Here is a 25,525-nt window from a genome sequence, read left to right on the forward strand (position 1 = left end):
ACCACTGCCGGCCATGAACAACTGGCGCAGAAAAGCGATGTCTTGTCTTTTCTGCTGGGCCTCTGTCGCCGCGCCGCGCGCTTCACGCTGCTCGGCGGGACCTGGTACTCGCCTCAGGTGTCGGCCTTGCCCGTACTCCGCGGTTGTTTGAGGACGCTGGCCTTGGCCGACGTCGCCATGCTTCTGGGCTGGCGCATGGAGGGCGGCCTGGCGCTCGCCGGGGCGGCGCTGGCGGCCAGGGCCTCGGCTTCGACCAGTTGCCGGGCCATGTCCCAGTGCCGCTGCGCCTGTCCCTGGGGGCAGCCTTCGGTCAGCCAGATCTGGTGGGCGTATTCACGGATCTGCTGCTCGTCAATCTTCACTTCGCTACTCATCTGTTGGCTCCTTGGTGGCGGGGGCGGGGGAATACCACACGCAGAAGGGTAAATCCGCCAGGGCCTGCGCCAGCGGCAGTTGCTCCTGGCCGCGGGCGATGCCCGGGGCGGCAAACAGCCCGAGCCAGGCTTGCCCGGCGAGTGCGGCCGGCAGCCTGACCCGGGTGTCGCCCCACTGGTCGGGGGGAATCAGGGGCAGTTTGGCGTCGCCGAGCAGGGCGCTGGCCAGGCGCGGCACTATCACCAGCAGCCGCTCGTCCGCGTGCTCGCGGGCGAAGGCCAGGACCCGCTCGGCCTGGCTGCCGGTCACCGCCAGCGGCCGGTAACGGCCGCTGGCAAACAGCGCCGGACGTTGCAGGCGCAGGGCCAGGGTATGGGCGATCAGCCACTGCTTGATGCGACCGTCACGCCAGTGCGCCAGCAGTTGTCCTGGCGCGACGCTGTGATCCAGTGCGCGCTGGCGGGCGGTGAAGTCCACCGGCCGGCGGTTGTCTGGATCGACCAGGCTGAAGTCCCAGAATTCGCTGCCCTGGTAGAGGTCCGGTACGCCCGGGGTGGTCATGCGCAGCAGTGCCTGGACCAGGCCGTTGAGCGCCCCGGCCGGGGCGATTGCGTTCGCCGCGGCGGCGAGCTCCGCGCGTAGCTTGGCCTGCCGCGGATCGTTCAGCAGGCCCTGCAGATAGGCGCGGCAGGCGTGTTCATAGTCCAGGTTCGGCGCGGTCCAACTGCTGCGCAGCTTGGCTTCGCGCAGGGCCTTGTGCTGCCACTGGGCAACCCGCTCGGCATAGTGGCGCAGCCCCTCGGCGTCATCGGCGGCGAGGGCCAGCGGCCAGCTGCCGAGCAGGATCTGCAACAGCATCAGCTCGTCGCCCGGCGAGGGCGCCGGGCCATCGGCCAGGTGCTGGCGCAGCGGCGCGGCCTGAGCCAGCCAACGCCGCACCTGGGCGGCGAACCAGGGGCCGCGCTCGCTGAGCACGGCCAGCCGTGCGCGGGTGTCTTCGCCGCGCTTGTGGTCATGGCTGGCGGTGCACAGCAAGCCGCGCGGGAAGCGCTGCTGACGGCTCCGGCAGGCGTCGTGGAAGGCCTGTGGCGGGGCACTGAAACGCTGCGGGTCGAAGCCGACGTCGTTGCGCGACAGCAGCCGTGCCGAGCGATAGCCAGCGGTGTCCTCCAGCGCCTTGGCCGCCGTCGGCGAGGTCAGCTGCTGGAAGCGTACGCAGGCCTGTTTTCTGGCCCGGCGCAGGGGGCCGGGCGGAACTTGGCGCAAGGGCTGGCCGCCGAGCCAGCGCTGCAGGTGCTCGAGCAGTGGCCAGTCGCTTTCGCCGAGGGTGCTGCGCGCGCCCTGCAGCGCCTGCTGGAAGAACGGCTGATCCTCGGCGCGGCGGCCGCAGGCGTTGATATAGCTGCGATAGACCGGAAAATGCACGATCAGCTCGAGTAGCGCCCGGCGAATCGTGCCGAGGGTCAGGTCGCGGCTCATCAGATCGCCACGGGCGACCTGCAGCAGGGCCTGGGCGACGGTTTCGAAGTCGCCGGCCAGGGGGCCGGTGAGCATCGCCCGGCGGGCCTGACGCAGCTCCTCGAGAAAGTCCGCCGGGCGCCCGCTGAGTTCGCTCCAGAGCGCGCCGAGCGGCGCCTCGCCGGCCGGGTCGTGCTGCAACAGGGAGACCTGGTTCATGAAGTCGTAGCCGGTGCTGCCGTCCACCAGCCAGTCGCCTGGCAGTTGCTCGCCCTGGCCGAGGATCTTCTCCACGTAGATCGGCAAGTGGCTGAGCGTCGCCGCTGGCGGGCGCGCCGCGAGCAGGCGCTCACAGCGGCGGCGCAGGCGCCGGCAGTAGCCGCGCGGATCGGCCAGGCCGTCGATGTGGTCGATACGCAGGCCGTCGACCAGGCCGTTGGCGATCAGTTGGAAGATCTTGCCATGGGTCCGCTCGAACACCCGCGGGCGTTCGACCCGCAGGCCGCCGAGTTCGTTGATATCGAAGAAGCGCCGCCAGTTGATGTCGTCGGCGGCCGTGCGCCAGCTGGCCAGGCGATAGTGTTGGCGCTCGAGCAGCCGGTGCAGGCGCTCGAAGCCGGCCTCGCTGCGCGAGTCGTAGCGGCCGAGCATGGCCTCCAGGGCCTGGCGAACCGGCGCCTGCTTGGCCAGCCGGGCCAGTTCGGCCTTGAGGTCGGCGGCGGCCTGCCGTGCATCGGCCTGACTGGCGAGCGCGGCGAAACCTGGCGCCAGCGCTTGCAACGCCGGATGCTCGGCGGCTTCGAGGAGTTCGGTATAGCTGGCCGGGTCGAGCGGGAAGTGGTGCTCATGGTGTTCGACCTGGAAGCAGCCGCGCGCAGCGACGAATCGCAGGGGCAGCTCGCCGGCCAGGAGCATCTCGCCGTAGTCGCTGCGCAGGAAGGGCACCAGCAACTGGCCCTTGAGCAGTGGGTCGGGGGAATGCCATTCGATATCGAAGAAGTTCGCATAGGGGCTGCGCTGGCCCCACTCCAGCACATCCAGCCACCAGGGGTTGGCCGCGCCGCCCACCGCCATGTGGTTGGAGACGATGTCGAGAATCAGGCCCATGTCGCGCCGCCGCAGCGCCGCGACCAGGCGGCGCAGGGCCGGCTCGCCGCCCAGTTCGGGGTTGATCGTGCTCGGGTCGACCACGTCGTAGCAGTGCCGCGAGCCGGGACGGGCGCTGAGCAGGGGGGAGGCATACAGGTGACTGATGCCGAGGTCGGCGAAGTAGTCGACCAGCGCGGCGGCATCGTCCAGGGTGAAATCGGAGTGGAACTGCAGGCGCAGGGTCGCGCTGAGGGGCTTCATGGGCGCTCCTGCGGTCGCTGTCGCGCCCGCGCCAGCAGTTGCAGGCGGTGCCTGGCCAGCTTGCCGTCGAGCAGGTGCGCGCTGTCGCCGTGCCAGCGTCGCCGCCAGTTGGGGTGTTGGTCGAAGGTGCCGGGCAGGTTGGCCTGCTGCTCCAGGCCGAGGACATCTTCCATCGGCAGCAGCACCAACGGCGCCGGGGTGTGGGCGAGGAAGACGATGCTCGCATCGAGCACCTGAGCGCTACTCGGCGGCTCGTCCAGTGGCATCCCGGTATCCGTGGCCAGGGCGGCAAGCAGGCCCTCGCGCTCGAGCTCGCGGCTCGCGCGGGCGGCGGCCAGGGCCGGCGCGTCGAGCAGACCGAGGCGCTCGCGCCAGTCGAGGTCGCGGCCCAGCCACCAGCCGCTCAGGGTCGGCAGGTCGTGGGTGCTGGTGGTGGCCAGGGCATCGGCCGGCCAGGTGGCCGCTGGCGCGAAGTTGTGCTGCTGGTCCTGTTCGAACAGCAGCACGCGCATGCCCAGGCCACCGCGGGCGGCCAGTGCCGCGCTGAAGCCTGCGGGCACCGTGCCGAGATCCTCGCCGAGGATCAGCGCCTGATGCCGCCAGGACTCCAAGGCCAGCAGGCGCAGCAGGTCGTGCAGCGGATAGCGCAGGTAGGCGCCATCGGCGGGGTCGGCCCCCAGGGGAATCACCCACAGGCGTTCGAGGCCCATCACATGGTCGATGCGCAGGCCGCCGGCATGGGCCAGATTGGCTCGCAGCATCTCGATGAAGGCGCGATAACCATGGCGGTGCAGGCCGTGCGGGGAGAATGCCGAAAGACCCCAGTTCTGCCCGCTACGGTTGAGGATGTCCGGTGGTGCGCCGACGCGCAGGGTCGAGAGCAACTCGGCCTGACGGCTCCAGGCCTGGCTGCCGCCGACATCGGCACCGACCGCCAGGTCGTTGATCAGGCCGATGCGCATGCCGGCGCTGCGCGCGGCCTGCTGGGTCTGCGCCAGGCAACGGCTGATCAGCCATTGGCCGAAGGCGTGAAAGCTGACCTCCTCGGCGTGCTCGGCGGCGAACCGCGCCACCGCCGGGCTGGCCGGATGGTGAAATTGCGCCGGCCAGCAGTGCCAGTCGCACGGCTCATCGTCGCGGGCATGGAAGCCATGCAGGGCTTCAAAGCGGCAATGATTTTCCAGCGGTTCGGCGCCGTCCCGGCGGAAGTCGAGAAAGTCTTGGCGGAGCGGCGGGTCAGCGTTGACGAAGTCGCTGAACAGCCGGCGCAACAGGCGCAGCTTGGCCCGGGAGGCGGCAGGCCAATCGAGCAGTTCCAGGCGTTCCAGGCGCGCCAGCTCGGGGCCCAGGCCTTCGGCGTCGATCGCCCGGCGCAGCGCTTCCTCGCCGAGCAGGCTGGCAGGCGCGGCATGCAGGATGTTGCAGAACAGCCGGCTGGAGGGGGAGTAGGGACTGAAACGCCGGGTATCGGCGCTGAACATGGCATGCACCGGGCTGATCGCCACGGCATCGGTGCCGCGCGCTGCGGCGGCGCGGACCAGCTGTTGCAGGGCCAGGGTATCGCCGATACCACCGTCGCCGGCACGGCGCAGGGCATACAGCTGCACGCCCAGGCCCCAGATGCTCGGCCTGGCGCTGCCGGTCAGCTGGCCGAGGCTGGTGCCTTGGGCCGGCGCCACGGCCAGGGTCAGTTGCTGGTCGCCGATGCACAGTTGCTGATAGCCGATTGCGTCGAGGCCGTTGAGCCGGCCCGCGTGGTCCAGCTGGCCGGCGTGACGGCTGCCATCTTCATGCAGCAGCTCGAACGGCGTGCCGGCGGGAAAGCGCGCGGAGAGATCCAGTGGCGTGCCGGCATCCAGGGTCAGCAGCGGCGGCAGGCTGACCTGGTTCGCATCCTGCTGCAGCTGGGCGAGGCTCTCCTCGATCTGCGCCGGGCTCTCGGCCGGCAGCGCCAGGGCGGCGAGGATCCGCCGCAGCACGGCGGGCGTCACGCGTTGCGCGCGCCGATCGGCATCCACCCAGTCGACGACCAGGCCGGCGGCCTCGGCCAGGGCCAGCAAGCGTTTATCCGTCATCGCCGGGCTCCAGGAACACCAGCGCGGTTTTTGCCGCGAGCAGGCCGCTCTGGCGCTGGGCGAGAACCGCGCGGCTGGCGAACAGCAGCCGTCCCGCCGGTGCGGCGGCGAGCGCCGCGGCCTGCTCGTCGAGGTTGAGCTCGATGCGCAGCACCTGGCCGTCGCCCAGCCGCCAGCGGGCGCTGACTGCAGCCTCGGCCAGCACCTCGGCGCCGAGCGCCCGGGCCCCGGGCAGGCGCGGCACGATCTCGTCCTGGCGCAGCCTGAGCAGCTGGCGGTACAGCGTGCGCCATTCGGCGTGGCCGGGCTGGTCGGCACAGCCGAAGTCGGGCCGCGAGGCGGTGAAGGTGGTCTCGGCATTGGGCGCCGGAATCCGCTCGCGGCTGGCGGCGTCGGCGAAGGCGGGGAAGGAGGCGAACTCGGCACGCCGGCCGATCCGCACCGCGTCGGCCAGTGCGTCGGTGTGACTGGTGAAGTAGAGGAAGGGCTGGCGCACGGCGATTTCATCGCCCATGAACAACAGCGGGATCATCGGTGAGAGCAGCAGCAGGCAGGTCGCCGCGCGCAGGGCTTCGGCATCGGCCAGCTCGATCAGGCGCTCGCCGAGGGCGCGGTTGCCGATCTGGTCGTGGTTCTGCAGGAACAGCACGAAGGCGCTCGGCGGCAGGTGGCCGCTGGGCTCGCCGCGGGGCTTGCCATGGCGGTTGAGCTGGCCCTGATAGACGAAGCCTTCGCCCAGGCAGCGCGCCAGCTTGTGCGTGGTCGCGTGGCAGAAGTCGGCGTAGTAGCCTTGCGTCTCGCCGGTCAGCAGCACGTGCAGGGCGTTGTGGCCGTCATCGTTCCACTGCGCGGTGAAGCCTTGCGCGAGCAGGCTGGCGCTGTTGTCCTCGTTCTCCAGCACCAGGTGCACCTGCCGTTGCGGGGCCAGCGCGGCGCGCACCCGCGCCGCCAGTTCGCGCAGGAAACTCTTGTCGTCGATGGCGTGCACCGCGTCCAGGCGCAGGCCGTCGAAGCGGTACTCCTGCAGCCATTGCAGGGCGCTGTCGATGAAGAAATCGCGCACCTGCGGGCGGCGAAAGTCGATGGCATCGCCCCAGGGGGTGGGCTGGTCGTGACGGAAGAAGGCCTTGGCATAGTGGCCGAGGAAGTTGCCGTCCGGGCCGAAGTGGTTGTAGACAACATCGAGGAAGACCATCAGGCCGTGGCCGTGGGCCTGGTCGATCAGCTGCTTGAGCGCCGCCGGAGGGCCGTAGGAAGCTTCCGGCGCATAGGGCAGCACGCCGTCGTAGCCCCAGTTGCGCGCGCCGGGGAATTCCGCCAGCGGCATCAGTTCGATCGCGCTGATGCCCAGTTCGGCCAGGCCGGCGAGGCGTTCGCCGAGCGCCGCATAGCCGCCCATGGCCCCCACGTGCACTTCATAGATCACCGCCTCGTGCCAGGGCCGGCCGCACCATTCGGGGTGCAGCCAGTGATAGGCCTGGGGGTCGACCACCAGGCTCGGCGCGTGAACGTCGCCGGCCTGGGCGCGCGAGGCGGGGTCGGGCACGCACAATTGGCCATCGATGCAATAGCGGTAGCGCGTACCGGCGCCGCAGGCGAGTTCGCAACGGAACCAGCCGGCTTCCTCGGCCTGCATCGGCCAGTTCGCGCCGCCCTCGATTGCCACGCTGACTGTTTGCGCATCCGGCGCCCAGAGGCAGAAGCGCGTTCGCCCGCCCTCGAGCAGAAGGGCCCCGTGCTGCTGGCAGCGGGCGTACTGCACTGACATGTCTGCACTCTCCCCTAGGCGGGCGCGCGGACCGTGCGCCGGCGCTCAAGCAGCCTGTGGTAAAGCTCGGCATAGGGGGCGATCGCCTCGCTCCAGAAGAAGCGCGAGGCCATTGCCCGGCAGCGCATGGCCTGCAACAAGCGGGGGTGGGCGTAGACCTTGAGCGCGCGTTCGATCGCCTGGCGATAGCTGGCGACCTTGGCCTGATCGAACAGGAAGCCACTGACGCCGTCCTCGATAGTGTCCGCCAGGCCGCCGGTACGCCGGGCGATCGGCAGGGAGGCGAAGCGTTGCGCATACATCTGGCTGAGCCCGCAGGGCTCGTAACGCGACGGCATCAGCAGGAAGTCGCTGCCGGCGAACATGCGCCGGGCGTCCGTTTCATCGAAACCGATATGCACGCCGATGTGCCCGGGGAAGCGGCTACCGAGTTGGCGCATGCGCTCCTCGATCAGCGGTTCACCACGACCGATGACGGCGATTTGTCCGCCGGCGGCGACTATGTCGGCGGCGACCGCGAGGGTCAGGTCGATACCCTTCTGCTGCACCAGGCGCGAGACCACGGCGAACAATGGCCCGGCCGAGGGCTGCAACTCGAAGCGCTGGCGCACGTAGGCGGCATTCGCCGCCTTGCCTTGCCAGTCGCTGCTGCTGAAATGGTCCAGCAAGTGGGGATCGCTGGCCGGGTCCCAGCTGTCGTCGATGCCGTTGCGAATGCCGCTGAGCAGGCCCTGGCGCGCCTTGCTCCTGAGTATGCCTTCCAGGCCGCAACCGAACTGCGCGGTGGTGATTTCCCGCGCGTAGGTCGCACTGACGGTGGTGATCCGGCTGGCGTAGGCGATACCGGCCTTGAGAAAGGACAGTTTGCCGTGGAATTCCATGCCCTCGGGTCGGCAGGCTGCGGCCGGTATGCCCAGTTCGGGACGGCACGCCAGGCTGTACAGGCCCAGGTAGGCGAGGTTATGGATGGTGAACACGCTGGAGGTGGTCTGGCCGCGCCAGTGCATGTAGGCCGGGGCCAGCGCTGCCGGCCAGTCATGCGCGTGGATCAGGTCCGGACGCCAGAGAGTGCCGCTGTTGCCCGCCGCGATTTCGGCGGCCGCCAGGCCCAGGCGGGCGAAGCGGATATGGTTATCCGCCCAGTCCCGGCCCTTTTCGTCGGTGTAGGGGCTGCCCGGGCGCTCATAGAGTTCCGGGCAGAGCAGCAGGTAGACGATCAGGCCGTCGGCGAGATCGATACGGCCGAGCTTGCAGGGAGGCAGCGCGGCATGTCCGTCGATGCGGCCGACCACCCGCACCGGATGGCCGCTCTCGAGCACTTCGCGGTAGCCGGGCAGGAGCACGCGGACATCGTGGAGGCGGGCCAGGGCGCGGGGCAGGGCGGCGCAGACTTCGCCGAGACCGCCGGTCTTGGCCAGGCCTGCCAGCTCGGAGGTGACGAAGAGGATATTGCGCCTGCCCGGTTGGAAGCTGTGCAGATGCAGATTGGAATTGCCCGGGGCCGACAGGTTGGCTGCGGCAGGATTATTCTTGCGACGCTCTTGAGCGGGGAACTGGAGTGGGGAATCTACCATTGAGTCCTCCTTAAACAAGTGCTTCAGGAAGGAAGCCAAAAAACGGGCGACGCACGGGCTGTTCGCCCTGCGTCCTGTTCAAAAAACCTACCCGAACCAACGTGGCGGCCGCCGAATCTGGACTCGGTACGCCGCTGAAAAATACGCAATCTGTTGAGTGTCGAACCAGCAGGGTAATCGAGTGTTCTCTTTCTGCGAGCAGGGGTCGCTTCATCCCTTATTTTCCTCGCTGCCGGCTAGCTGTACCTATGACTGAAAATCAACCTACCCATTGACTATAGCCATCAGCCCGCAAGGATGTGCGTCGTCCCGGGTCGTTGCGCCGCCGCTGGTCTTGTTTCTCCGCGTCTGGTCATCGCTCATGAGTAGCGGCAGCGTCAGGCGGCCCGCCTGGCCCTCGATCGGGCCGGCCGGGCGCAGCTGATGATCGAGGCCGCTGCGCTTGCGCGGAGGCTGGCCAGGCCAGCTGCGTGCACCTGTGGTCAGGAAACCGTCCACGGCCGCACGGGTCTAATCTGACAGGTATATAGCCTGCAAGAGGGCCGAGGCGATGAAACTGCGCTATCTGCTGTACTTCGCTCTGGTGCTGCCGCTGGCGGCCTGCACCCTGCACGTCGATGGGGGGCACGGGTACGCGCCGCCGCCCCAGGTTGAGTGGCGCTGGGATCCCAATCTCGACGTCTTTGTGGTGCTCGGCTGGCCGCACCTGTATTACCGGGATGGGTACTATTACCGCTGGCACGATCATGATGGCTGGTACTGGTCCGACCGCCGCGATGGTGGCTGGAGGAAGGGCAACAAGCGCGTGCCACGTGGCTTGAGCAAGAGGTACGGCAAACATCGCCGCTCCCATGGGGGGGGCGGCTACTAGCCAGTGCTGGATGGGTTTGCTGACGGCGGTGGCCGCTCTCCCGATAGGCGGCGGTGCATCGCCCCAGCACAGGTTTGCAGGGGTGCTAGCGTTCACATGTGGGGGGCGATTATCTCGCCGCCCCTGCCAGGCATACTCCCTGCGCATCGCTTTGCCAGTCATGGAGGTGATCGTCATGCCCCGCACTACAGCCATCAGCCTTTACCGCAATATCGGCATAGTGGCGCATGTGGATGCGGGCAAGACCACCACTACCGAGCGGATCCTGTTCTACACCGGGGTCAACTACAAGATGGGCGAGGTGCATGATGGCGCTGCGACCATGGACTGGATGGTCCAGGAGCAGGAGCGCGGCATCACCATCACCTCGGCGGCGACCACGGCGTTCTGGACCGGCTCGCGCAAGCAGCTGGACAAGTACCGGATCAACATCATCGACACCCCCGGCCACGTCGACTTCACCATCGAGGTGGAGCGTTCCTTGCGTGTGCTGGACGGCGCGGTGGTGGTGTTCAGCGGTGCCGACGGCGTCGAGCCGCAATCGGAGACGGTCTGGCGCCAGGCCGACAAATACCAGGTGCCGCGCATTGCCTTCGTCAACAAGATGGACCGTGCCGGTGCCGACTTCCTGCGGGTGGTCGCGCAGATCAAGCAGCGCCTGGGCCATACGCCGGTGCCGATCCAGTTGCCGATCGGCCAGGAGGAGGAATTCTGCGGGCAGATCGACCTGATCCGCATGAAGGCCATCTACTGGAACGCCGAGGACCAGGGCCTGAGCGGGCGCGAGGAGGAGATTCCGGCCGAGCTGCTGGAGCAGGCGCAGCGCTGGCGTGCCAACCTGCTCGAGGTCGCGGCCGAGGGCAGCGAGGAGCTGCTCGAGAAGTACCTGGACGGCGGCGAACTGTCGGAGGACGAAATCAAGACCGGCCTGCGCCTGCGCACCCTGTCCTGCGAGGTGGTGCCGGCGGTTTGCGGCTCGGCGTTCAAGAACAAGGGCGTGCCGCTGCTGCTCGATGCAGTGGTCGAACTGCTGCCGGCGCCCACCGAGGTCCCGGCGATCCGTGGCAGCCACCCGGACGACCCGGAGCGCGTGGACGAGCGCCACGCCGATGACGAGGAGCCGTTCGCGGCCCTGGCGTTCAAGATCGCCAGCGATCCTTTCGTCGGCACCCTGACCTTCATTCGCGTGTATTCCGGGGTGCTCAGCTCTGGCGATGCGGTGCTCAACTCGGTCAAGGGCAAGAAGGAGCGGGTCGGGCGCATGGTGCAGATGCACGCCAATCACCGTGCCGAGATCAAGGAGGTGCGCGCCGGCGACATTGCCGCGCTGATCGGCATCAAGGACGTCACCACCGGCGACACCCTGTGCGACCTGAACAAGCCGATCGTGCTCGAGCGCATGGACTTTCCCGAGCCGGTGATCTCCATCGCCGTGGAGCCCAAGACCAAGGCCGATCAGGAGAAGATGGGCGTCGCCCTGGGCCGCCTGGCCCAGGAAGATCCCTCGTTCCGGGTGCGCACCGATGAGGAAACCACGCAGACCATCATCTCCGGCATGGGCGAGTTGCACCTGGACATCATCGTCGACCGCCTGCGCCGCGAGTTCGGCGTCGAGGCCAACACCGGCAAGCCGCAGGTGGCCTATCGCGAGACCATCCGCAATACCTGCGAGATCGAGGGCAAGTTCGTCCGCCAGACCGGCGGGCACGGCCAGTATGGCCACTGCTGGATCCGCTTCGCGCCGGCCGACGAGGGCCAGGAGGGGCTGCTGTTCAGCAACGAGATCGTCGGCGGGACGATCCCGCGGGAATATATTCCGGCGATCCAGAAAGGCATCGAGGAACAGATGAAGAACGGCGTGCTCGCCGGTTACCCGCTGCTCGGGCTCAAGGCCGCGGTGATCGATGGTTCCACCCATGACGTCGACTCCAGCGAGCTGGCCTACAAGATCGCCGCCTCGATGGCCACCAAACAGCTGTCGCAGAGAGGCGGGGCGGTGCTGCTGGAACCGCTGATGCGCCTCGAGGTGGTCATGCCCGAGGAGTATATGGGCGACATCATGGGCGACCTCAATCGCCGCCGTGGCCTGATCCACGGCACCGAGGAGGCGGTGTCGGGGCGCATCGTGCGCGCCGAGGTGCCGCTGGGCGAGATGTTCGGTTACGCCACCGACGTGCGTTCGATGTCCCAGGGCCGCGCCAGCTTCTCCATGGAGTTCGCCCGCTACGCCGAGGCGCCGGCGCACATAGCGGCGGCTATCCTGAAGAAAGCGGGCTGAAGGTGTACCCGGTAATGAATGCGGCGAGGCAAAAAACTCGGGGCAGTCTGTCGATTCGCCCATGAGGCGTTCGACTAATGGGCAGACGCCACGCCACTGGCCGCGTGGCTTTGCCCCTGCGAGGAGAGACGACGATGCGTTTTATGGTGATGGTCAAGGCAACCGCGGATTCCGAAGCCGGGGTGATGCCCAGCGAGGAGTTGCTGGCGGCCATGGGTCGCTACAACGAAGAACTGGTCGAGGCCGGCGTGATGCTCGCCGGCGAGGGCCTGCATCCCAGCGCCAAGGGCGCGCGAGTGAAATTCTCCGGCGACCAGCGCAGCGTGACCGACGGCCCTTTCAGCGAAACCAAGGAACTGATCGCCGGTTTCTGGATCTTCCAGCTCGCGTCATTGCAGGAGTGCATCGAGTGGGTTAAGCGCTGCCCCAACCCGATGCCCGGCGAGTCGGAGATCGAGATCCGGCAGATATTCGAGGCCGAGGATTTCGGCGCCGAATTCACTCCCGAATTGCGCGAGCAGGAAGCCCGTATTCGCGCGCGTATCGACCCTCACAATGGAGATGAACTCATATGAAGATCAATGCCTACCTGATGTTCGATGGCCAGTGCGAGGCCGCTTTCAACTTCTATGCCCAGACCCTGGACGGCACCCTGCAGCTGATGCGCTATGCCGAGAGTCCCGATGCCAAGGATATTCCGCCGGAGTTCCACCAGCGTGTCATGCATGTCTGCTTGACGGTGGGCGATCAGCAGTTGATGGCCTCCGACAGCACCGCGCAATGCCCGTACGAGGGTATCAAGGGCTGTTCGATCACGCTGCAGGTGGACAACGTGCCCGAGGCCGAGAGCCTGTATGCGGCCCTGGCCGAGGGCGGCTCGGTGCAGATGGAGTTGCAGCAGACCTTCTGGTCCACGCGCTTCGCCATGCTCACCGACCGCTTCGGCGTGTCCTGGATGATCAATTGCACGGTGAGCGAGATGGACTGAGGCTGGTACTGACCAGACGCCCCCTGCGGATATCGCGATCCGCAGGGGGCGTCTGGGCCAGCAAAGGCGTTGCTGCGCTGGCTTAGCCGGCCAGCGTCAGCACTGGCTGCTCTACCGGTTCGACTACACCGGCGAGGAATTCATCGCCCCAGCGACGGATGTCGTTGTAGTTGACGATGTCGAACAGCTCGCGCAGACGGGCCTGGGCCTCGGTCTTGGGCATGTTCAGGGCCAGGTAGCAGACCTGTGCCAGGTCTGCAGTGTCGTGCGGATTGGTCAGCAGTGCGCCCTTGAGTTCGGCGGCAGCGCCAGCGAATTCCGAGAGTGCCAGCACGCCATGGCCTTCGAGCAGACCCTGGGTGGCGACGAACTCCTTGGCCACCAGGTTGAGGCCGTCGCGTAGTGGGGTGATCCACATGACGTCGGCCATGGCGTACCAGGCCACCACCTGATCGAACGGGAAGCTGCGGAAGAAGAACTGCACCGGGGTCCAGCCGATGTGGGCGAAGCGTCCGTTGATGCGGCCTACGGCTTGTTCGATCTGCGCTTGCAGTTCGTCGTAAATGGTCATTTCGCTGGCAGCCGGTACGCAGATGCTGACCAGGGTGACCTTGCCCAGCAGCTCCGGGTTGTCCTCCAGCAGGCGCTCGAAGGCCTGGAGTTTTTCCAGGATGCCTTTGGTGTAGTCGAGTCGCTCCACCGAGAGGATCAGTTTCAGGCCGCTGAGTTCTTTGCGCAGGTTGGCCATCTGCTCCTGAATCTTCGGTTGGGCCAGGGCGCTGCTGATCCGGCCCATATCCAGGCCGACCGGGTGGGCGCCTAGCTTGACGATGCGGCTGCCGGTGTCGACGGCAGTGGTCATGCGTTCCAGGCCCACGGCGCAGCCATAGGTGATGAAGCGCGGCGCGCAATTCTGCCGGCTCACGGTCTGCAGTGGCGTTACGCCGCGTGCCACGTCAACGAAGTTCTCCACCTGACGCGGAATGTGAAAGCCGATGTAGTCGCATTGCAGCAGGCTGCCGATGATCTGCTTGCGCCACGGCAGTACGTTGAACACGTCGGCCGAGGGGAAATAGGTGTGGTGGAAGAAGGCGATGCGCAGATCCGGACGCAATTCGCGCAGATAGCCGGGCACCATCCACAGGTTGTAGTCATGCAGCCAGACGATGGCCCCTTCGGCGGCTTCCAGGGCAGTGCGTTCGGCGAAGGCACGATTGACCTTGAGGAACACCTGCCAGTCGTCTTCGTTGAAGGTGGCACGTTCCCAGAAGGTGTGCAGGGTCGGCCAGAAGGCTTCCTTGGAGAAGCGCTTGTAGAAGATGTCGACCTCTTCCTTGCTCAGCTTGACCCTGGCGGCCTTGAGCTTGGGGTAGCGCTCGGCATCTACGGTGGTGTGGATGTCGAAGGTTTCATCGCCTTCCTCATGCACGGCCCAGGCAACCCAGGAGCCGGGGCGGCCGTCACCGAAAAAGCTCAGCAGGGTGGGGATGATGCCGTTCGGCGACGTCGGGCGGCGGCGTTGCAGCTTGCCGTCGACGCGGTGTTCTTCATAGGGCAGGCGGTGATAGACCATCACCAGCTCCGACTTGCCGTGCTCGGCGGCGATCCGCCGTTCGGCGGCGATGCCGTGTTCGCCGAGGTAACCGAAGTGGGCGAATGCCTGGAGAATGCCGCCGCAACCGGTGCGGCTGGCATGCAGCGTGCGCGAGTGGGTCTCGGTGGCTTGCAGCAGATTGGCTTCCGAATCGCCGACGCAGACGCTGTTGAAGTTACCGTTGAGCATGCTCAGGTCGTTGAAGCTGTCGCCAGCGGTGAGCACTTGATCATTGTCCAGCTCCAGCCACTCGACCAGGGCCTGCAGGCTGCTGCCTTTGTTGACGCCCTGGGGCAGGAAGTCGAGAAAACGTTCGGCCGAATAGAGCAGGTCGCAACCGAGCGATTGGGCGGCGGCCAGAAGGGCCGGATTGGCGGCCTCTTCAGGCGTGCAGAAGTAGGAACAGCGGCGCATCTGCGGCACGTCCTGGCGTTCCAGAGCGAAGCCTTCGATGGCACTGGCGACCTGGCTTTCGCCGGGCCAGAGCGCATCGACCAGACCTTGCAGCGGCTGGATTGGCTGCAGGCTGTCGCCGTGGGTAAAGCTGGCTCCGACATCGGAGATGATGAAGTCCGGCTGTGGCAGGGTCGGGTCGGCCAGCAGCGGCAGTACCGATTCCAGGCTGCGGCCGGTGACGTAGGCCAGCTGGATTTCCGGGTGAGCGGCGATGATTTGATACAGGCTTAGACGATCCTCGGGGTCACCGGCGAGAAAGGTTCCATCGAGATCGGTGGCAAGTAACATGCGCAGTCTCCTATGCAGTTGACGCGCCGACATGGGCCGACGTGCAAGGTGTTGGGTGTACTCGCCTCACAGCGATCACCTCTTTTGTTGGGCAGAAGCTAGTTGCTTTACTCCTGCTCTGAATCGGTGGGGCGCTGCTCGCTGGGATCGTGCGATGGCAGCGCTTCGGGTATCAGTTCCAGCACGGCATGGCTGGTGCGCAGCATCGGCATGAAGTGCCCATGCGGCTCGCTGACCAGGTCGCTGACGTGGCGCAAACGGTAGAAGGTATAAGCGGCGAGCACGCCGAGGGTCGCGGCGAAGTACAGCGGCAGTGCCTGGGCGCCCAAATGCTGCATGAGCAAGCCGGCCAGGAGTGGCCCACAGACAGAACCGATCCCATTAACCATCAGCAAACTGCTGGATCCGGCGAGAATCTCATCGCTGTGCAGCTGATCGATCAACTGCGCCACGGCGATCGGGTAAATGGCGAAGGCCAGGCCGCCCCAGACAAAGATCAGCCCGAGCAACAGGGGGCCGGCCGGCAATACGCTCATCAGCAGGGCTACGCCTACCGACAGCGCCACTACCCAGAACAGCACCAGGCGCCGGTCGTGCTTGTCGGAATAGATCCCGATCGGCCATTGCAGCAAGGCGCCACCGAGAATCGCACTGCTCATCAACAGACCAACGCCGGTGGCATCGAAGCCGTTGAGGCTGGCATACACCGGCGCCATCCCCCAGAACGCGCCCAGGGCCAGACCGGAAAGGCCGGCGGCGGCAATCGCCAAAGGCGCGATACTGACCAGTTGGCGCAGGTTGGTGTGCAGGGTGTCCGGAATACTGGGCTGCACCTGGCGGGTCAGGGTGATCGGCATCAGCGCCGCGCTGATCAGCATCGCCGCGAGGACGAACAGCACGAAATCGCTGGGGTCGGCCAGGTTGAGCAACTGCTGCGCCGCCGCCAGGGCGCCGAGGTTGACCGCCATGTACACGGCGAACACCTGACCGCGTTTGCCATTGGGCACCTTAGCGTTGAGCCAGCTCTCGATCACCATGTACAGGCTGACCAGCGCCAGGCCGTAGAGCACGCGCAAACCCAGCCAGACCCAGGGGTCGATGATCAGGACGTGGAGCAGGGCGGTGATGGCCGCCAGCGCGGCGCAAAAGGCAAACGCACGGATATGCCCAACGCGACGAACCAGCGGAATCGCTAGCCAGGTGCCAAGGAGAAAACCGACGAAGTACCCGGACATGATCAGGCCGAGCATCCCGGTGGAGTAGCCTTCGGCAACGCCACGCAGGGTCAGTAGGGTGTTGAGCAGGCCATTGCCGAGGAGGAGTAAAGCAACCCCACCGAGCAATGAGCTGATAGGGGCAATCAGGGACCACATGGCGAACTACCCTAGGGGACTATGGGCCTGATAGCAAGCAGGAAGCGCGCCATGATTCTTCGGGTGTGTTATTAAGTTTTTGATTTATATATGAAAAATTGTCAGATGAAGGGGTTCTGGTTTTTCTGCTGGCGGAACCCGCACCATCCCGGTGCGGGTTCTGCACCGCGACTGTGAAAATATCGAGCGCCGTCGCGAGAGTGACACCAGGCGGACGCCGCAGTAGGTGGGCGTTTTTTCACAGCCTCTCAGTGCTGCTCGAACTGTAGCGGCGCTAGCGCTGGCGGTGTGAGCCCGGCGGCCTTGTTGAAGCGCTCGATCATGTCATTCAGCTCCTCGCGGTCGCGGCGAATGGCAATATGCCGGTCGGCTGTCTCCACGACACTGCGTGCATGGGTGATCAGCTCGGCTCGGTGCTGGGCGCGAGGGTTTTGAAACATCAGGTTCTTGAACGCTTCGAGCAGGTTGGTCAGTACCTGTGGGTCGCTACTGCCATAGGTGCGTATCGGGCCGAATATCTGCTGGAGCAGTTGGTCCAGCGACAGTTCGAAGAAAAATAGACGGGGGGCTTCGTCCGCCAGTGGCGCGCAGTCCAGGTCGGGCAACTGCAGGCGCTTGCACAGCAGCACGCTGAGCATGTCGATAGCGGTGATGGCGGTGCCTGGGTCATTGATGCCGGGGCTCAGGGCTTTCACCGCGATTTCGGAAATTTGCCGGCAGCCAAATACGTAATGGGTGCTGGCGTATTGCTCGACGAAGAAGTCGAAGCAATCGAGCAGTTGCTGGCACAGTTCGTCGTCGACTTTGCGCTCGAGTTTGAGCAGCGGGTGGCCGGGCATGACGAAAAAGCCGCGATGGATCAGCACGGTCATACGCAGGTCATTGTCCACCAGCAATCGGTTGAGTGTGTGGACATTGAGCGTCTTGAAATAACCGCTGCGTTGCGCATTGACCACCACCCACTCCTGGTCTGCCGGCCAGGAAGGCAGCGGCTTGCCGTCGGGCAACTTGTCCACCCTGCCGGTGAGCTTCTCAAGCGTGGTGGCATAGAGGTTGTTGAGGATGTATTCGACTTGGATCGATTGCGAGATGGAGCGGATGAAGTGCACGAACAGACCCAGACAGGCGATAGCCAGCCCCAGCGTAATCAGCACGCCAAGGCTGGGGGCCTGATGTTGCTCGGTCTGCTCGATGGTCGTGATCAACAGCAGGGCGTAGAGGATGGTGCCGAGGTAAAAGCCCAGGGTCTTCTGGTGACTCTTGCTGCTGATCAGGCCTGGGATTACCCGTGGCGATAGGGACGCGGCGGCATTATTGAGCACCACCATGACCATCGAAAAGCTGAACACCATCAATGTCAGGATGCCGCCGACCAGGGTGCCGAGAATCAACCGGGCATTGTCGGGGTTACTTACCAGGCCAAAGTCGAACCGCTGTTTGAGCGCCATCAGCCAGGGCTGGTACTCGATGGCCATGTTCAAGATGCACAGCAGCAGGAAACCCACGGCTATCAGCGTGGGGAAGAACGCCATGCTGTGAATGATGCGTTGGTAGGCGCGAAAGAGCAGGTTGGCAGGGTGGATCACAGGTTGTCTCGTGCTGACTAGGGGAGGGCAAGCTATACAACTATAGGCCCCCGGCTCACCTGATGCCTACGCCGGCATGAGTAGCAAGACAGCGCAACTGCCCAGGCGCGTAACGTTGCGCGCCTGGGTAACCGCTGCGCCAGCATGCCGGCTGGCGCAGCGAGCCATTAGCTTGAGCAAACCCGGGCGATTGCCTGTGCCAAGGCATCCAGGCGTTCGCGATCCAGGCCGGCGACGTTGGCCCGGCCGCTGCCGACCATATACACGCTGTATTCATCGCGCAGGCGCTGCACCTGGCTGGGCGACAAGCCGGTGTAGGAGAACATCCCGCGTTGCTCGGCAATATGCGCGAAGCGTTCGGCCAGGCCGTAGGGCTGCAAGGCCTCGACCAGACCATTACGCAGGCTGACCACCCGTTGGCGCATGCCGTCCAGCTCGTCGCTCCATAGGGCCTTGAGCTTGGCATCATCGAGGATGGTGGCGACAACGGCCGCGCCGTGGGCCGGTGGCGTCGACCACAGGTTGCGGGCGATGGCGGCCAGTTGGCTGCGCACATCCAACAGTTTTTCTGCGTCGCTGCTGCAGACAATCAAGGCACCGGTGCGCTCGCGGTAGAGGCCGAAGTTCTTCGAGCAGGAGCTGGTGATCAGCAGTTCGGGCAACTCGCTGGCGAACAGGCGCACCGCCCAGGCGTCCTGTTCCAGGCCGGCGCCGAAGCCCTGGTAGGCGAAGTCGATCAACGGCAGCAGTTCGCGTGCCTTGACCACGTCCAGCACCCGGCGCCAGTCATCCTGGCTGAGGTCGAAGCCGGTCGGGTTATGGCAACAGGCGTGCAGCAGGATCACATCGCCTTGAGGCAAGTAACTGAGCGCGGCGAGCATCGCCTCGACGTTGAGCCGGTTGTCGGCGCCGACATAGGGATAGTGGCCGACGCGCAACCCGGCCTCGGCGAACAGGGTCTCGTGGATCGGCCAGGTCGGGTCGCTCAGCCAGATGCCGCGGCCCGGCAGGCAGTGGCCGATGAAGTCGGCGGCCAGGCGCAGGGCACCGGTGCCGCCTGGCGTCTGGCTGGCGGCAGCACGCTGTTCGGCCAGGGCCTGGGAGTCGCGGCCCAGTACCAGGGTGGCCAGATGCCGGGTGAACAGTGGATCGCCGTGGCCACCGATGTAGGTCTTGGTGGTTTCCTGCTCGACCAGGCGCTGCTCGGCCAGCTTGACCGCTTGCGGAATCGGGGTCAGGCCCTGGGCGTCCTTGAATACGCCGACACCCAGGTCGAGCTTGGCGGGGTTGCCATCGGCGCGGAAAGCCTCCATCAGGCCGAGAATGGGGTCGCCGGGGACCCGTGCGACCTGGGCGAAATGGCTCACTTGCGACCTTCCGCGCTCTTCGCCAGCTCGTCGGTACGCGCGGCCATGATGAAGTCGTTGCGGTGCAGGCCGCGCATCTCATGGCTCCACCAGGTGACGGTGACCTTGCCCCACTCGGTGAGCAGCGCCGGGTGGTGGCCGACTTCCTCAGCGATCGCGCCGACCGCGTTGGTGAAGGCCAGGGCATGCCTGAAGGTGCGGAACAGGAACACCCGCTCCAGCTCCATGTGGTCGTCGCGCACTTCGATGTTCCAGTCGGGGATCTCGCGGATCAGCTCGGCCAGCTCCTCGTCCGAGACTTTCGGGGCGTCGGCGCGGCAGGCTTCGCATTGGGCTTGGGCAAGGCTCATAAGGGTTCTCCAGGGCAATGGGTTTACTAAGCGTAGGGTGGATGGCCACCCCGTGGAAAACCACGAAGCGTTATCCACCCCTCGGGGTCATGCTGAATACGCTGCACGTGGGGTTTAGCCCTACGCGGCTTTCGGCGGAAACTTCGGCGCGTGCAGGCCCATCTGCATGGCCTGATGAACCATGCCCATGATGTCCTGGTGCGCCAGTTCGAACAGATGCTTGAGTTCCGGCAAGACGTAGTACAACGGCTGCAGGATGTCGATGCGGTAAGGCGTGCGCATGGCCTCGATCGGATCGAATGGCAGGTGCTCGGGTTCCTCGGACAGGCTGTAGACGGTTTCCTTCGGCGAGGAGAGGATGCCACCGCCGTAGATCCGGCGACCCTGGCTGGTGTCGACCAGTCCGAACTCGATGGTCAGCCAGTACAGCCGGGCGAGGTAGACGCGCTCTTCCTTGCTGGCCTTGAGGCCGAGCTTGCCATAGGTGTGGGTGAACTCGGCAAACCAGGGGTTGGTCAGCAACGGGCAGTGGCCGAAGATCTCGTGAAAGATGTCCGGCTCCTGCAGGTAATCGAGTTCTTCCGGGGTACGGATGAAGGTGGCGACCGGAAACTGCTGGCTGGCCAGCAGTTCGAAAAAGGTCTGGAAGGGGATCAGCGCCGGCACCCGGGCGACGCGCCAGCCGGTAGCGCCTTGCAACACCCGATTCACTTCATCGAGTTGGGGAATACGTTCATGGGGCAGGCCGAGTTGCTCGATGCCATCCAGGTACTCCTGGCAGGCACGTCCGTCGACCACCTTGAGTTGCCGGGTGATCAGGGTGTTCCACACCTGATGCTCGGCTTCGCCGTAGTGGATAAAACCGCTTTCATCCGGTTGCCGAGCCACATACTGCGTACTCTTCATCGCTGCCTCCTGCTGGGGCTGTCATTGTTTTATTGGACAATGAATACCCCAGATTGTGGCGTTGCGCAGCGGTGAAGGCGCGGTCCGGACGGGCTAGGAGCGGGGTTTTCGTAAAGAAAAGGTTACGTTGGCGTCGGTGCGGCCAACTATCGTGTTGCTGCTGGGCTAATCTGTCACATATTCTTGACGAAAATTAAGGCGAGGCTGTCGATTGTCGGCACCTGGCCTATCGGAAAATGTGTTCAGGGCCTGCCATGCGTATCAAGATTCACTGCCAGAACCGGATCGGCATTCTGCGCGACATCCTCAACCTGCTGGTCGACTACGGCATCAACGTCGCCCGGGGCGAGGTCGGCGGTGAGCAGGGCAACGCCATTTATATGCTCTGCCCGAACCTGATCAACCTGCAATTCCAGGCCCTGCGGCCGAAGCTGGAGGCGATTGCCGGGGTGTTCGGGGTCAAGCGCGTCGGCCTGATGCCCAGCGAACGTCGCCACCTGGAACTCAACGCCTTGCTCGGCGCCCTGGACTTCCCGGTGCTGTCGATCGACATGGCTGGCTCGATCGTCGCGGCCAACCGCGCCGCCGCGCAGTTGCTCGGCGTGCGCGTCGACGAGGTGCCGGGGATTGCGCTGTCGCGCTACGCCGAGGACTTCGACCTGCCGGAACTGGTGCGGGCCAACAAGTCGCGGATCAATGGCCTGCGGGTCAAGGTCAAGGGCGATGTGTTCCTCGCCGACATCGCGCCGCTGCAGACCGAACACGACGAGAGCGATGCCCTGGCCGGCGCGGTGCTGACCCTGCACCGCGCCGACCGGGTTGGCGAGCGCATCTACCATGTGCGCAAGCAGGAACTGCGCGGCTTCGACAGCATCTTCCAGAGTTCGAAAGTGATGGCCGCGGTGGTGCGCGAGGCGCGGCGCATGGCGCCGCTGGATGCGCCGCTGCTGATCGAGGGCGAGACCGGCACCGGCAAGGAATTGCTGGCGCGCGCCTGCCACCTGGCCAGCCCGCGCGGGCAGTCGCCGTTCATGGCATTGAACTGTGCAGGGCTGCCGGAATCCATGGCCGAGACCGAGCTGTTCGGCTACGGCCCCGGGGCCTTCGAGGGCGCGCGCCCGGAAGGCAAACTCGGTCTGCTGGAATTGACTGCCGGCGGCACCCTGTTTCTCGATGGCGTCGGCGAGATGAGCCCGCGTCTGCAGGCCAAGCTGCTGCGCTTCCTGCAGGATGGCTGCTTCCGTCGCGTGGGCAGCGACGAGGAGGTGTACCTGGACGTAAGGGTAATCTGCGCGACCCAGGTCGACCTGTCCGAGCTGTGCACCAGGGGTGAATTCCGCCAGGACCTTTACCATCGGCTCAACGTGCTCAGCCTGCATATCCCGCCATTGCGTGAGTGCCTGGACGGCCTGGCGCCGCTGGTCGATCACTTCCTCGATTCGGCCAGCCGGCAGATCGGCTGCCCGTTGCCCAGGCTGGCGCCCCAGGTGCTGGACAAGCTCGGCCACTACCACTGGCCGGGCAATGTGCGCCAGTTGGAGAACGTGCTGTTCCAGGCGGTGTCGCTGTGCGAGGGCGGCACGGTCAAGCTTGAACATATCCGCCTGCCGGACTATGGCGCGCCGCAGCCGCTGGGCGAGTTCTCGCTGGAGGGCGGGCTGGATGACATTCTCGGCCGCTTCGAGAAGGCCGTGCTGGAGCGGCTGTATCACGACCATCCGAGCAGTCGGCAATTGGCTAAGCGCCTCGGCGTTTCGCACACCACCATCGCCAACAAACTGCGCCAGCACGGCTTGGGCAAGGAGTAGCGCAGTTGGTCCGTAGGAGCCAGCTTGCTGCGGTCCGGCGATGCTTTGATGCTGCCCGGGATCGCCAGCAAGCTGGCTCCTACCGGGTTTTCCCGTGCCGAGTGGTTGGCCTGCGACCTTGGTGCAATTGCCGGTGGGCGGGGCGGGAGCGAGACTGGCTGCGTTCGGATTCTGCGTGATTTGGATGCAAGTGGTTCTCCATTCCGCCCGCGGAATGTGTGGGTAGGCGGCCTCGGGGTCGCCTTTTTTTCGTCTGCAAGCGCCCCCCGTCGAGCGCGTTGGCGGCTGTTCAGCGGCTCGCTTGAGTTGCAGCGGCGCCAGCGTGAGCGGTTGTGAAAAACCCTCGACTGCTGTGAACGCGGTCAGGAATCCGCTGCGCACGCCCGATATTTTCACCGCCGCTGGGACATACTTGCAGCGCCATTGCGGGCGGTCAGCGGAGCAAGACCATGGTTGTAGAGCGGTAATACCATGGTCGAATGGCCCTAGTAGGGGTGTCTGGTTACAAAATGCCCCATAGAAAAACAACTACCCACCGAGGTCTATCCAATGAGTGCTGCGTCCCTCTATCCCGTGCGCCCAGAGGTGGCGGCTCAGTCGCTTACCGACGAAGCCACCTACAAAGCCATGTACCAGCAGTCGGTGATCAACCCCGACGGCTTCTGGCGTGAGCAGGCCCAACGTCTCGACTGGATCAAGCCATTCACCAAGGTCAAGCAGACCTCGTTCGATGATCACCATGTCGATATCAAGTGGTTCGCCGACGGCACCCTCAACGTCTCCTACAACTGCCTGGATCGGCACCTGGAAGAACGTGGCGATCAGCTGGCGATCATCTGGGAAGGTGACGACCCGTCCGAGCACAAGAACATCACCTACCGCGAGCTGCACGAGCAAGTGTGCAAGTTCGCCAATGCCCTGCGCGGCCAGGACGTGCACCGTGGCGACGTAGTGACCATCTACATGCCGATGATTCCGGAAGCGGTAGTGGCGATGCTCGCCTGTGCCCGTATCGGTGCGATCCACTCGGTGGTATTCGGCGGCTTCTCCCCGGAAGCGCTGGCCGGGCGCATCATCGACTGCAAATCCAAGGTGGTGATCACCGCCGACGAAGGCCTGCGCGGTGGCAAGCGCACGCCGCTCAAAGCCAACGTCGATGACGCCCTGGCCAACCCGGAAACTGCCAGCGTGCAGAAGATCATCGTGTGCAAGCGCACCGGTGGCGATATCAAGTGGCACCAGCATCGCGATATCTGGTACGAAGACCTGATGGCGGTTGCCGGTAGCGTCTGTGCACCGAAAGAAATGGGCGCCGAGGAAGCGCTGTTCATCCTCTACACCTCCGGCTCCACCGGCAAGCCCAAGGGCGTGCAGCACACCAGCGCCGGCTACTTGCTGTATGCCGCGCTGACCCATGAGCGGGTATTCGACTACAAGCCAGGCGATATCTACTGGTGCACCGCCGACGTCGGCTGGGTCACCGGGCACAGCTACATCGTCTACGGCCCGCTGGCCAACGGCGCGACCACCTTGCTGTTCGAGGGGGTGCCCAACTACCCGGATATCACCCGCGTCGCCAAGATCGTCGACAAGCACAAGGTCAATATCCTCTACACCGCGCCGACCGCGATCCGCGCGATGATGGCCCAGGGCGATGCCGCCATGCAGGGCGCCGATGGCTCCAGCCTGCGCCTGCTCGGTTCGGTGGGCGAGCCGATCAATCCGGAGGCCTGGAACTGGTACTACAAGGCGGTCGGCCAGGAACGCTGCCCGATCGTCGACACCTGGTGGCAGACCGAAACCGGCGGCATCATGATCAGCCCGCTGCCGGGCGCGACCGCGCTCAAGCCAGGCTCGGCAACCCGTCCGTTCTTCGGTGTGCAGCCAGCGCTGGTGGACAACATGGGCAACCTGCTGGAAGGGGCCATCGAGGGCAACCTGGTGATCATCGACTCCTGGCCGGGTCAGGCCCGTACCCTGTACGGCGACCACGACCGGTTCGTCGATACCTACTTCAAGACTTTCAAGGGCATGTATTTTACCGGCGACGGTGCTCGCCGCGACGAAGACGGTTACTACTGGATCACCGGTCGCGTCGACGACGTGCTCAATGTCTCCGGCCACCGCATGGGCACCGCCGAAATCGAAAGCGCCATGGTTGCTCACCCGAAAGTGGCGGAAGCGGCGGTGGTGGGTGTGCCGCACGACATCAAGGGGCAGGGCATCTACGTCTACGTCACCCTGAATGGTGGCCAGGAGCCTTCCGAGCAGCTGCGTCAGGAATTGAAGAACTGGGTGCGCAAGGAGATCGGTCCGATCGCCTCGCCAGATGTTATCCAGTGGGCTCCCGGTTTGCCGAAGACTCGCTCGGGCAAGATCATGCGCCGTATCCTGCGCAAGATCGCGACCGGCGAATACGATGCACTCGGCGATATCTCCACGCTGGCCGATCCTGGCGTGGTGCAACACCTCATCGATACTCATCGCGACATGCAGGTCGCCTAACCGGCACCGGTAAACCGCGCCCCGCCACGGCCACAAGCCGAGGCGGGGCGTTTTGCTGTTTGTCAGTAGGGTCTGCTGCGCAAGCGCGTCCTATGACGTTTCGGGCTGATAGGTCGGGGTTGCGCGTGTGTTGAGGCCGCACGCCGGTAACACCGCCCACTGAATTTGGGCGGCATGGAAACATATCGTGCTGGCTCGGCGTTGGAAAAACCCGGCGCTAAATACTGAATCTGCGCTGCAAGCCCTGTAAATCAAGGGTTTTGCTGAAACAGGCGCGGTAATTGCTTTATTAAAAGGTTGCTCTTCCTGTTTGTCTCCGCATATTCGCCGGAGGCTGTCAACACGTCCGCAGTGCCCGTCCGGGTCTTTTGTAATTACTTGTCGCATTGAAGAAATATCGACTTTCGACCTGTCGCTAGAATGCCGCTCACCCAGCCGGAACTGCTTGTCGCTGCGAGTTACTCGGCAAAGACGGCGACGATCTCTACAATTTCTCCAGGGCTGGGTGCATATGCGCTCACAGAGATACTGCCAGCCGCATCCATTCCCATTCGA

At 65.2% G+C, this 25,525-nt stretch carries 17 protein-coding genes; 6 read left to right on the plus strand and 11 right to left on the minus strand.

Annotation, left to right across the window (positions count from 1 at the left end; genetic code table 11):
* Positions 1 to 113 precede the first annotated feature (113 nt).
* Genes PH586_RS15900 through glgA form a run of 5 tightly spaced genes read right to left on the minus strand, consistent with a single transcriptional unit; the run spans position 114 to position 8,600 of the window.
* Entirely contained in the window at positions 114 to 374 is a 261-nt protein-coding gene (locus PH586_RS15900) for a DUF2934 domain-containing protein (RefSeq protein WP_271348736.1), read from the minus strand.
* Positions 367 to 3,183 carry a malto-oligosyltrehalose synthase gene (locus tag PH586_RS15905; RefSeq protein WP_271348737.1) on the minus strand — a complete coding sequence of 939 codons (2,817 nt, stop codon included), beginning with the start codon at positions 3,181 to 3,183 and terminating at the stop codon, positions 367 to 369. The genes PH586_RS15900 and PH586_RS15905 overlap by 8 nt, the downstream gene beginning before the upstream one ends.
* Entirely contained in the window at positions 3,180 to 5,258 is a 2,079-nt protein-coding gene (malQ, locus tag PH586_RS15910) for a 4-alpha-glucanotransferase (protein ID WP_271348738.1), read from the minus strand. Before malQ ends, PH586_RS15905 begins: the two co-directional genes overlap by 4 nt.
* Entirely contained in the window at positions 5,248 to 7,026 is a 1,779-nt protein-coding gene (gene treZ, locus PH586_RS15915; RefSeq protein ID WP_271348739.1) for a malto-oligosyltrehalose trehalohydrolase, read from the minus strand. The genes malQ and treZ overlap by 11 nt, the downstream gene beginning before the upstream one ends.
* A gap of 14 nt (positions 7,027 to 7,040) precedes the next feature.
* Positions 7,041 to 8,600 (minus strand): glycogen synthase GlgA, encoded by a 1,560-nt coding sequence (gene glgA, locus PH586_RS15920; protein WP_271348740.1) that lies wholly within the window; start codon positions 8,598 to 8,600, stop codon positions 7,041 to 7,043.
* 550 nt (positions 8,601 to 9,150) lie between these two features.
* Between glgA and PH586_RS15925 the strand changes: the two genes are divergently transcribed.
* The 4 genes from PH586_RS15925 to PH586_RS15940 all read left to right on the plus strand — a co-directional run bounded on the left by PH586_RS15925 (position 9,151) and on the right by PH586_RS15940 (position 12,737).
* On the plus strand, positions 9,151 to 9,471 hold the full coding sequence (locus PH586_RS15925; RefSeq protein ID WP_271348741.1) for a hypothetical protein: 321 nt from the start codon (positions 9,151 to 9,153) through the stop codon (positions 9,469 to 9,471).
* Positions 9,472 to 9,646: 175 nt separating this feature from the next.
* Entirely contained in the window at positions 9,647 to 11,749 is a 2,103-nt protein-coding gene (gene fusA / locus PH586_RS15930) for an elongation factor G (RefSeq protein WP_271348742.1), read from the plus strand.
* Between the two features lie 134 nt (positions 11,750 to 11,883).
* Entirely contained in the window at positions 11,884 to 12,324 is a 441-nt protein-coding gene (locus PH586_RS15935) for a YciI family protein (RefSeq protein ID WP_271348743.1), read from the plus strand.
* Positions 12,321 to 12,737, plus strand: coding sequence for a VOC family protein (locus PH586_RS15940; protein WP_271348744.1), 417 nt, complete (start codon positions 12,321 to 12,323; stop codon positions 12,735 to 12,737). The genes PH586_RS15935 and PH586_RS15940 overlap by 4 nt, the downstream gene beginning before the upstream one ends.
* Positions 12,738 to 12,819: 82 nt before the next feature.
* On the opposite strand, the gene ggpS is transcribed toward PH586_RS15940, so the two are convergent.
* From ggpS to phhA, 6 genes are all read right to left on the minus strand, one after another.
* Complete coding sequence (gene ggpS / locus PH586_RS15945; protein ID WP_271348745.1) at positions 12,820 to 15,075, minus strand: glucosylglycerol-phosphate synthase; 2,256 nt, start codon at positions 15,073 to 15,075, stop codon at positions 12,820 to 12,822.
* 107 nt (positions 15,076 to 15,182) lie between these two features.
* Positions 15,183 to 16,448: an MFS transporter gene (locus PH586_RS15950; RefSeq protein ID WP_271348746.1), complete on the minus strand. Its 1,266-nt coding sequence runs from the start codon at positions 16,446 to 16,448 to the stop codon at positions 15,183 to 15,185.
* A 248-nt stretch (positions 16,449 to 16,696) separates the two neighbouring features.
* The gene (locus tag PH586_RS15955) at positions 16,697 to 18,034 is read right to left on the minus strand and encodes a DUF2254 domain-containing protein (RefSeq protein WP_271348747.1); all 1,338 of its coding nucleotides are present in this window, start codon (positions 18,032 to 18,034) and stop codon (positions 16,697 to 16,699) included.
* Between the two features lie 167 nt (positions 18,035 to 18,201).
* Positions 18,202 to 19,401: an amino acid aminotransferase gene (locus PH586_RS15960; protein ID WP_271348748.1), complete on the minus strand. Its 1,200-nt coding sequence runs from the start codon at positions 19,399 to 19,401 to the stop codon at positions 18,202 to 18,204.
* The gene (locus PH586_RS15965; protein ID WP_271348749.1) at positions 19,398 to 19,751 is read right to left on the minus strand and encodes a 4a-hydroxytetrahydrobiopterin dehydratase; all 354 of its coding nucleotides are present in this window, start codon (positions 19,749 to 19,751) and stop codon (positions 19,398 to 19,400) included. Before PH586_RS15965 ends, PH586_RS15960 begins: the two co-directional genes overlap by 4 nt.
* Before the next feature lie 120 nt (positions 19,752 to 19,871).
* Positions 19,872 to 20,657: a phenylalanine 4-monooxygenase gene (phhA, locus tag PH586_RS15970; RefSeq protein WP_271348750.1), complete on the minus strand. Its 786-nt coding sequence runs from the start codon at positions 20,655 to 20,657 to the stop codon at positions 19,872 to 19,874.
* A 254-nt stretch (positions 20,658 to 20,911) separates the two neighbouring features.
* Here phhA and PH586_RS15975 point away from each other — a divergent pair, with 254 nt between their 5' ends.
* Entirely contained in the window at positions 20,912 to 22,465 is a 1,554-nt protein-coding gene (locus PH586_RS15975; RefSeq protein WP_271348751.1) for a sigma-54-dependent transcriptional regulator, read from the plus strand.
* 549 nt (positions 22,466 to 23,014) lie between these two features.
* Complete coding sequence (gene acs / locus PH586_RS15980) at positions 23,015 to 24,970, plus strand: acetate--CoA ligase (protein ID WP_271348752.1); 1,956 nt, start codon at positions 23,015 to 23,017, stop codon at positions 24,968 to 24,970.
* Positions 24,971 to 25,525: the final 555 nt, after the last annotated feature.

Source organism: Pseudomonas aestuarii (assembly GCF_027988105.1).
In the GTDB taxonomy this organism is placed as follows: Bacteria; Pseudomonadota; Gammaproteobacteria; order Pseudomonadales; family Pseudomonadaceae; genus Aquipseudomonas; species Aquipseudomonas aestuarii.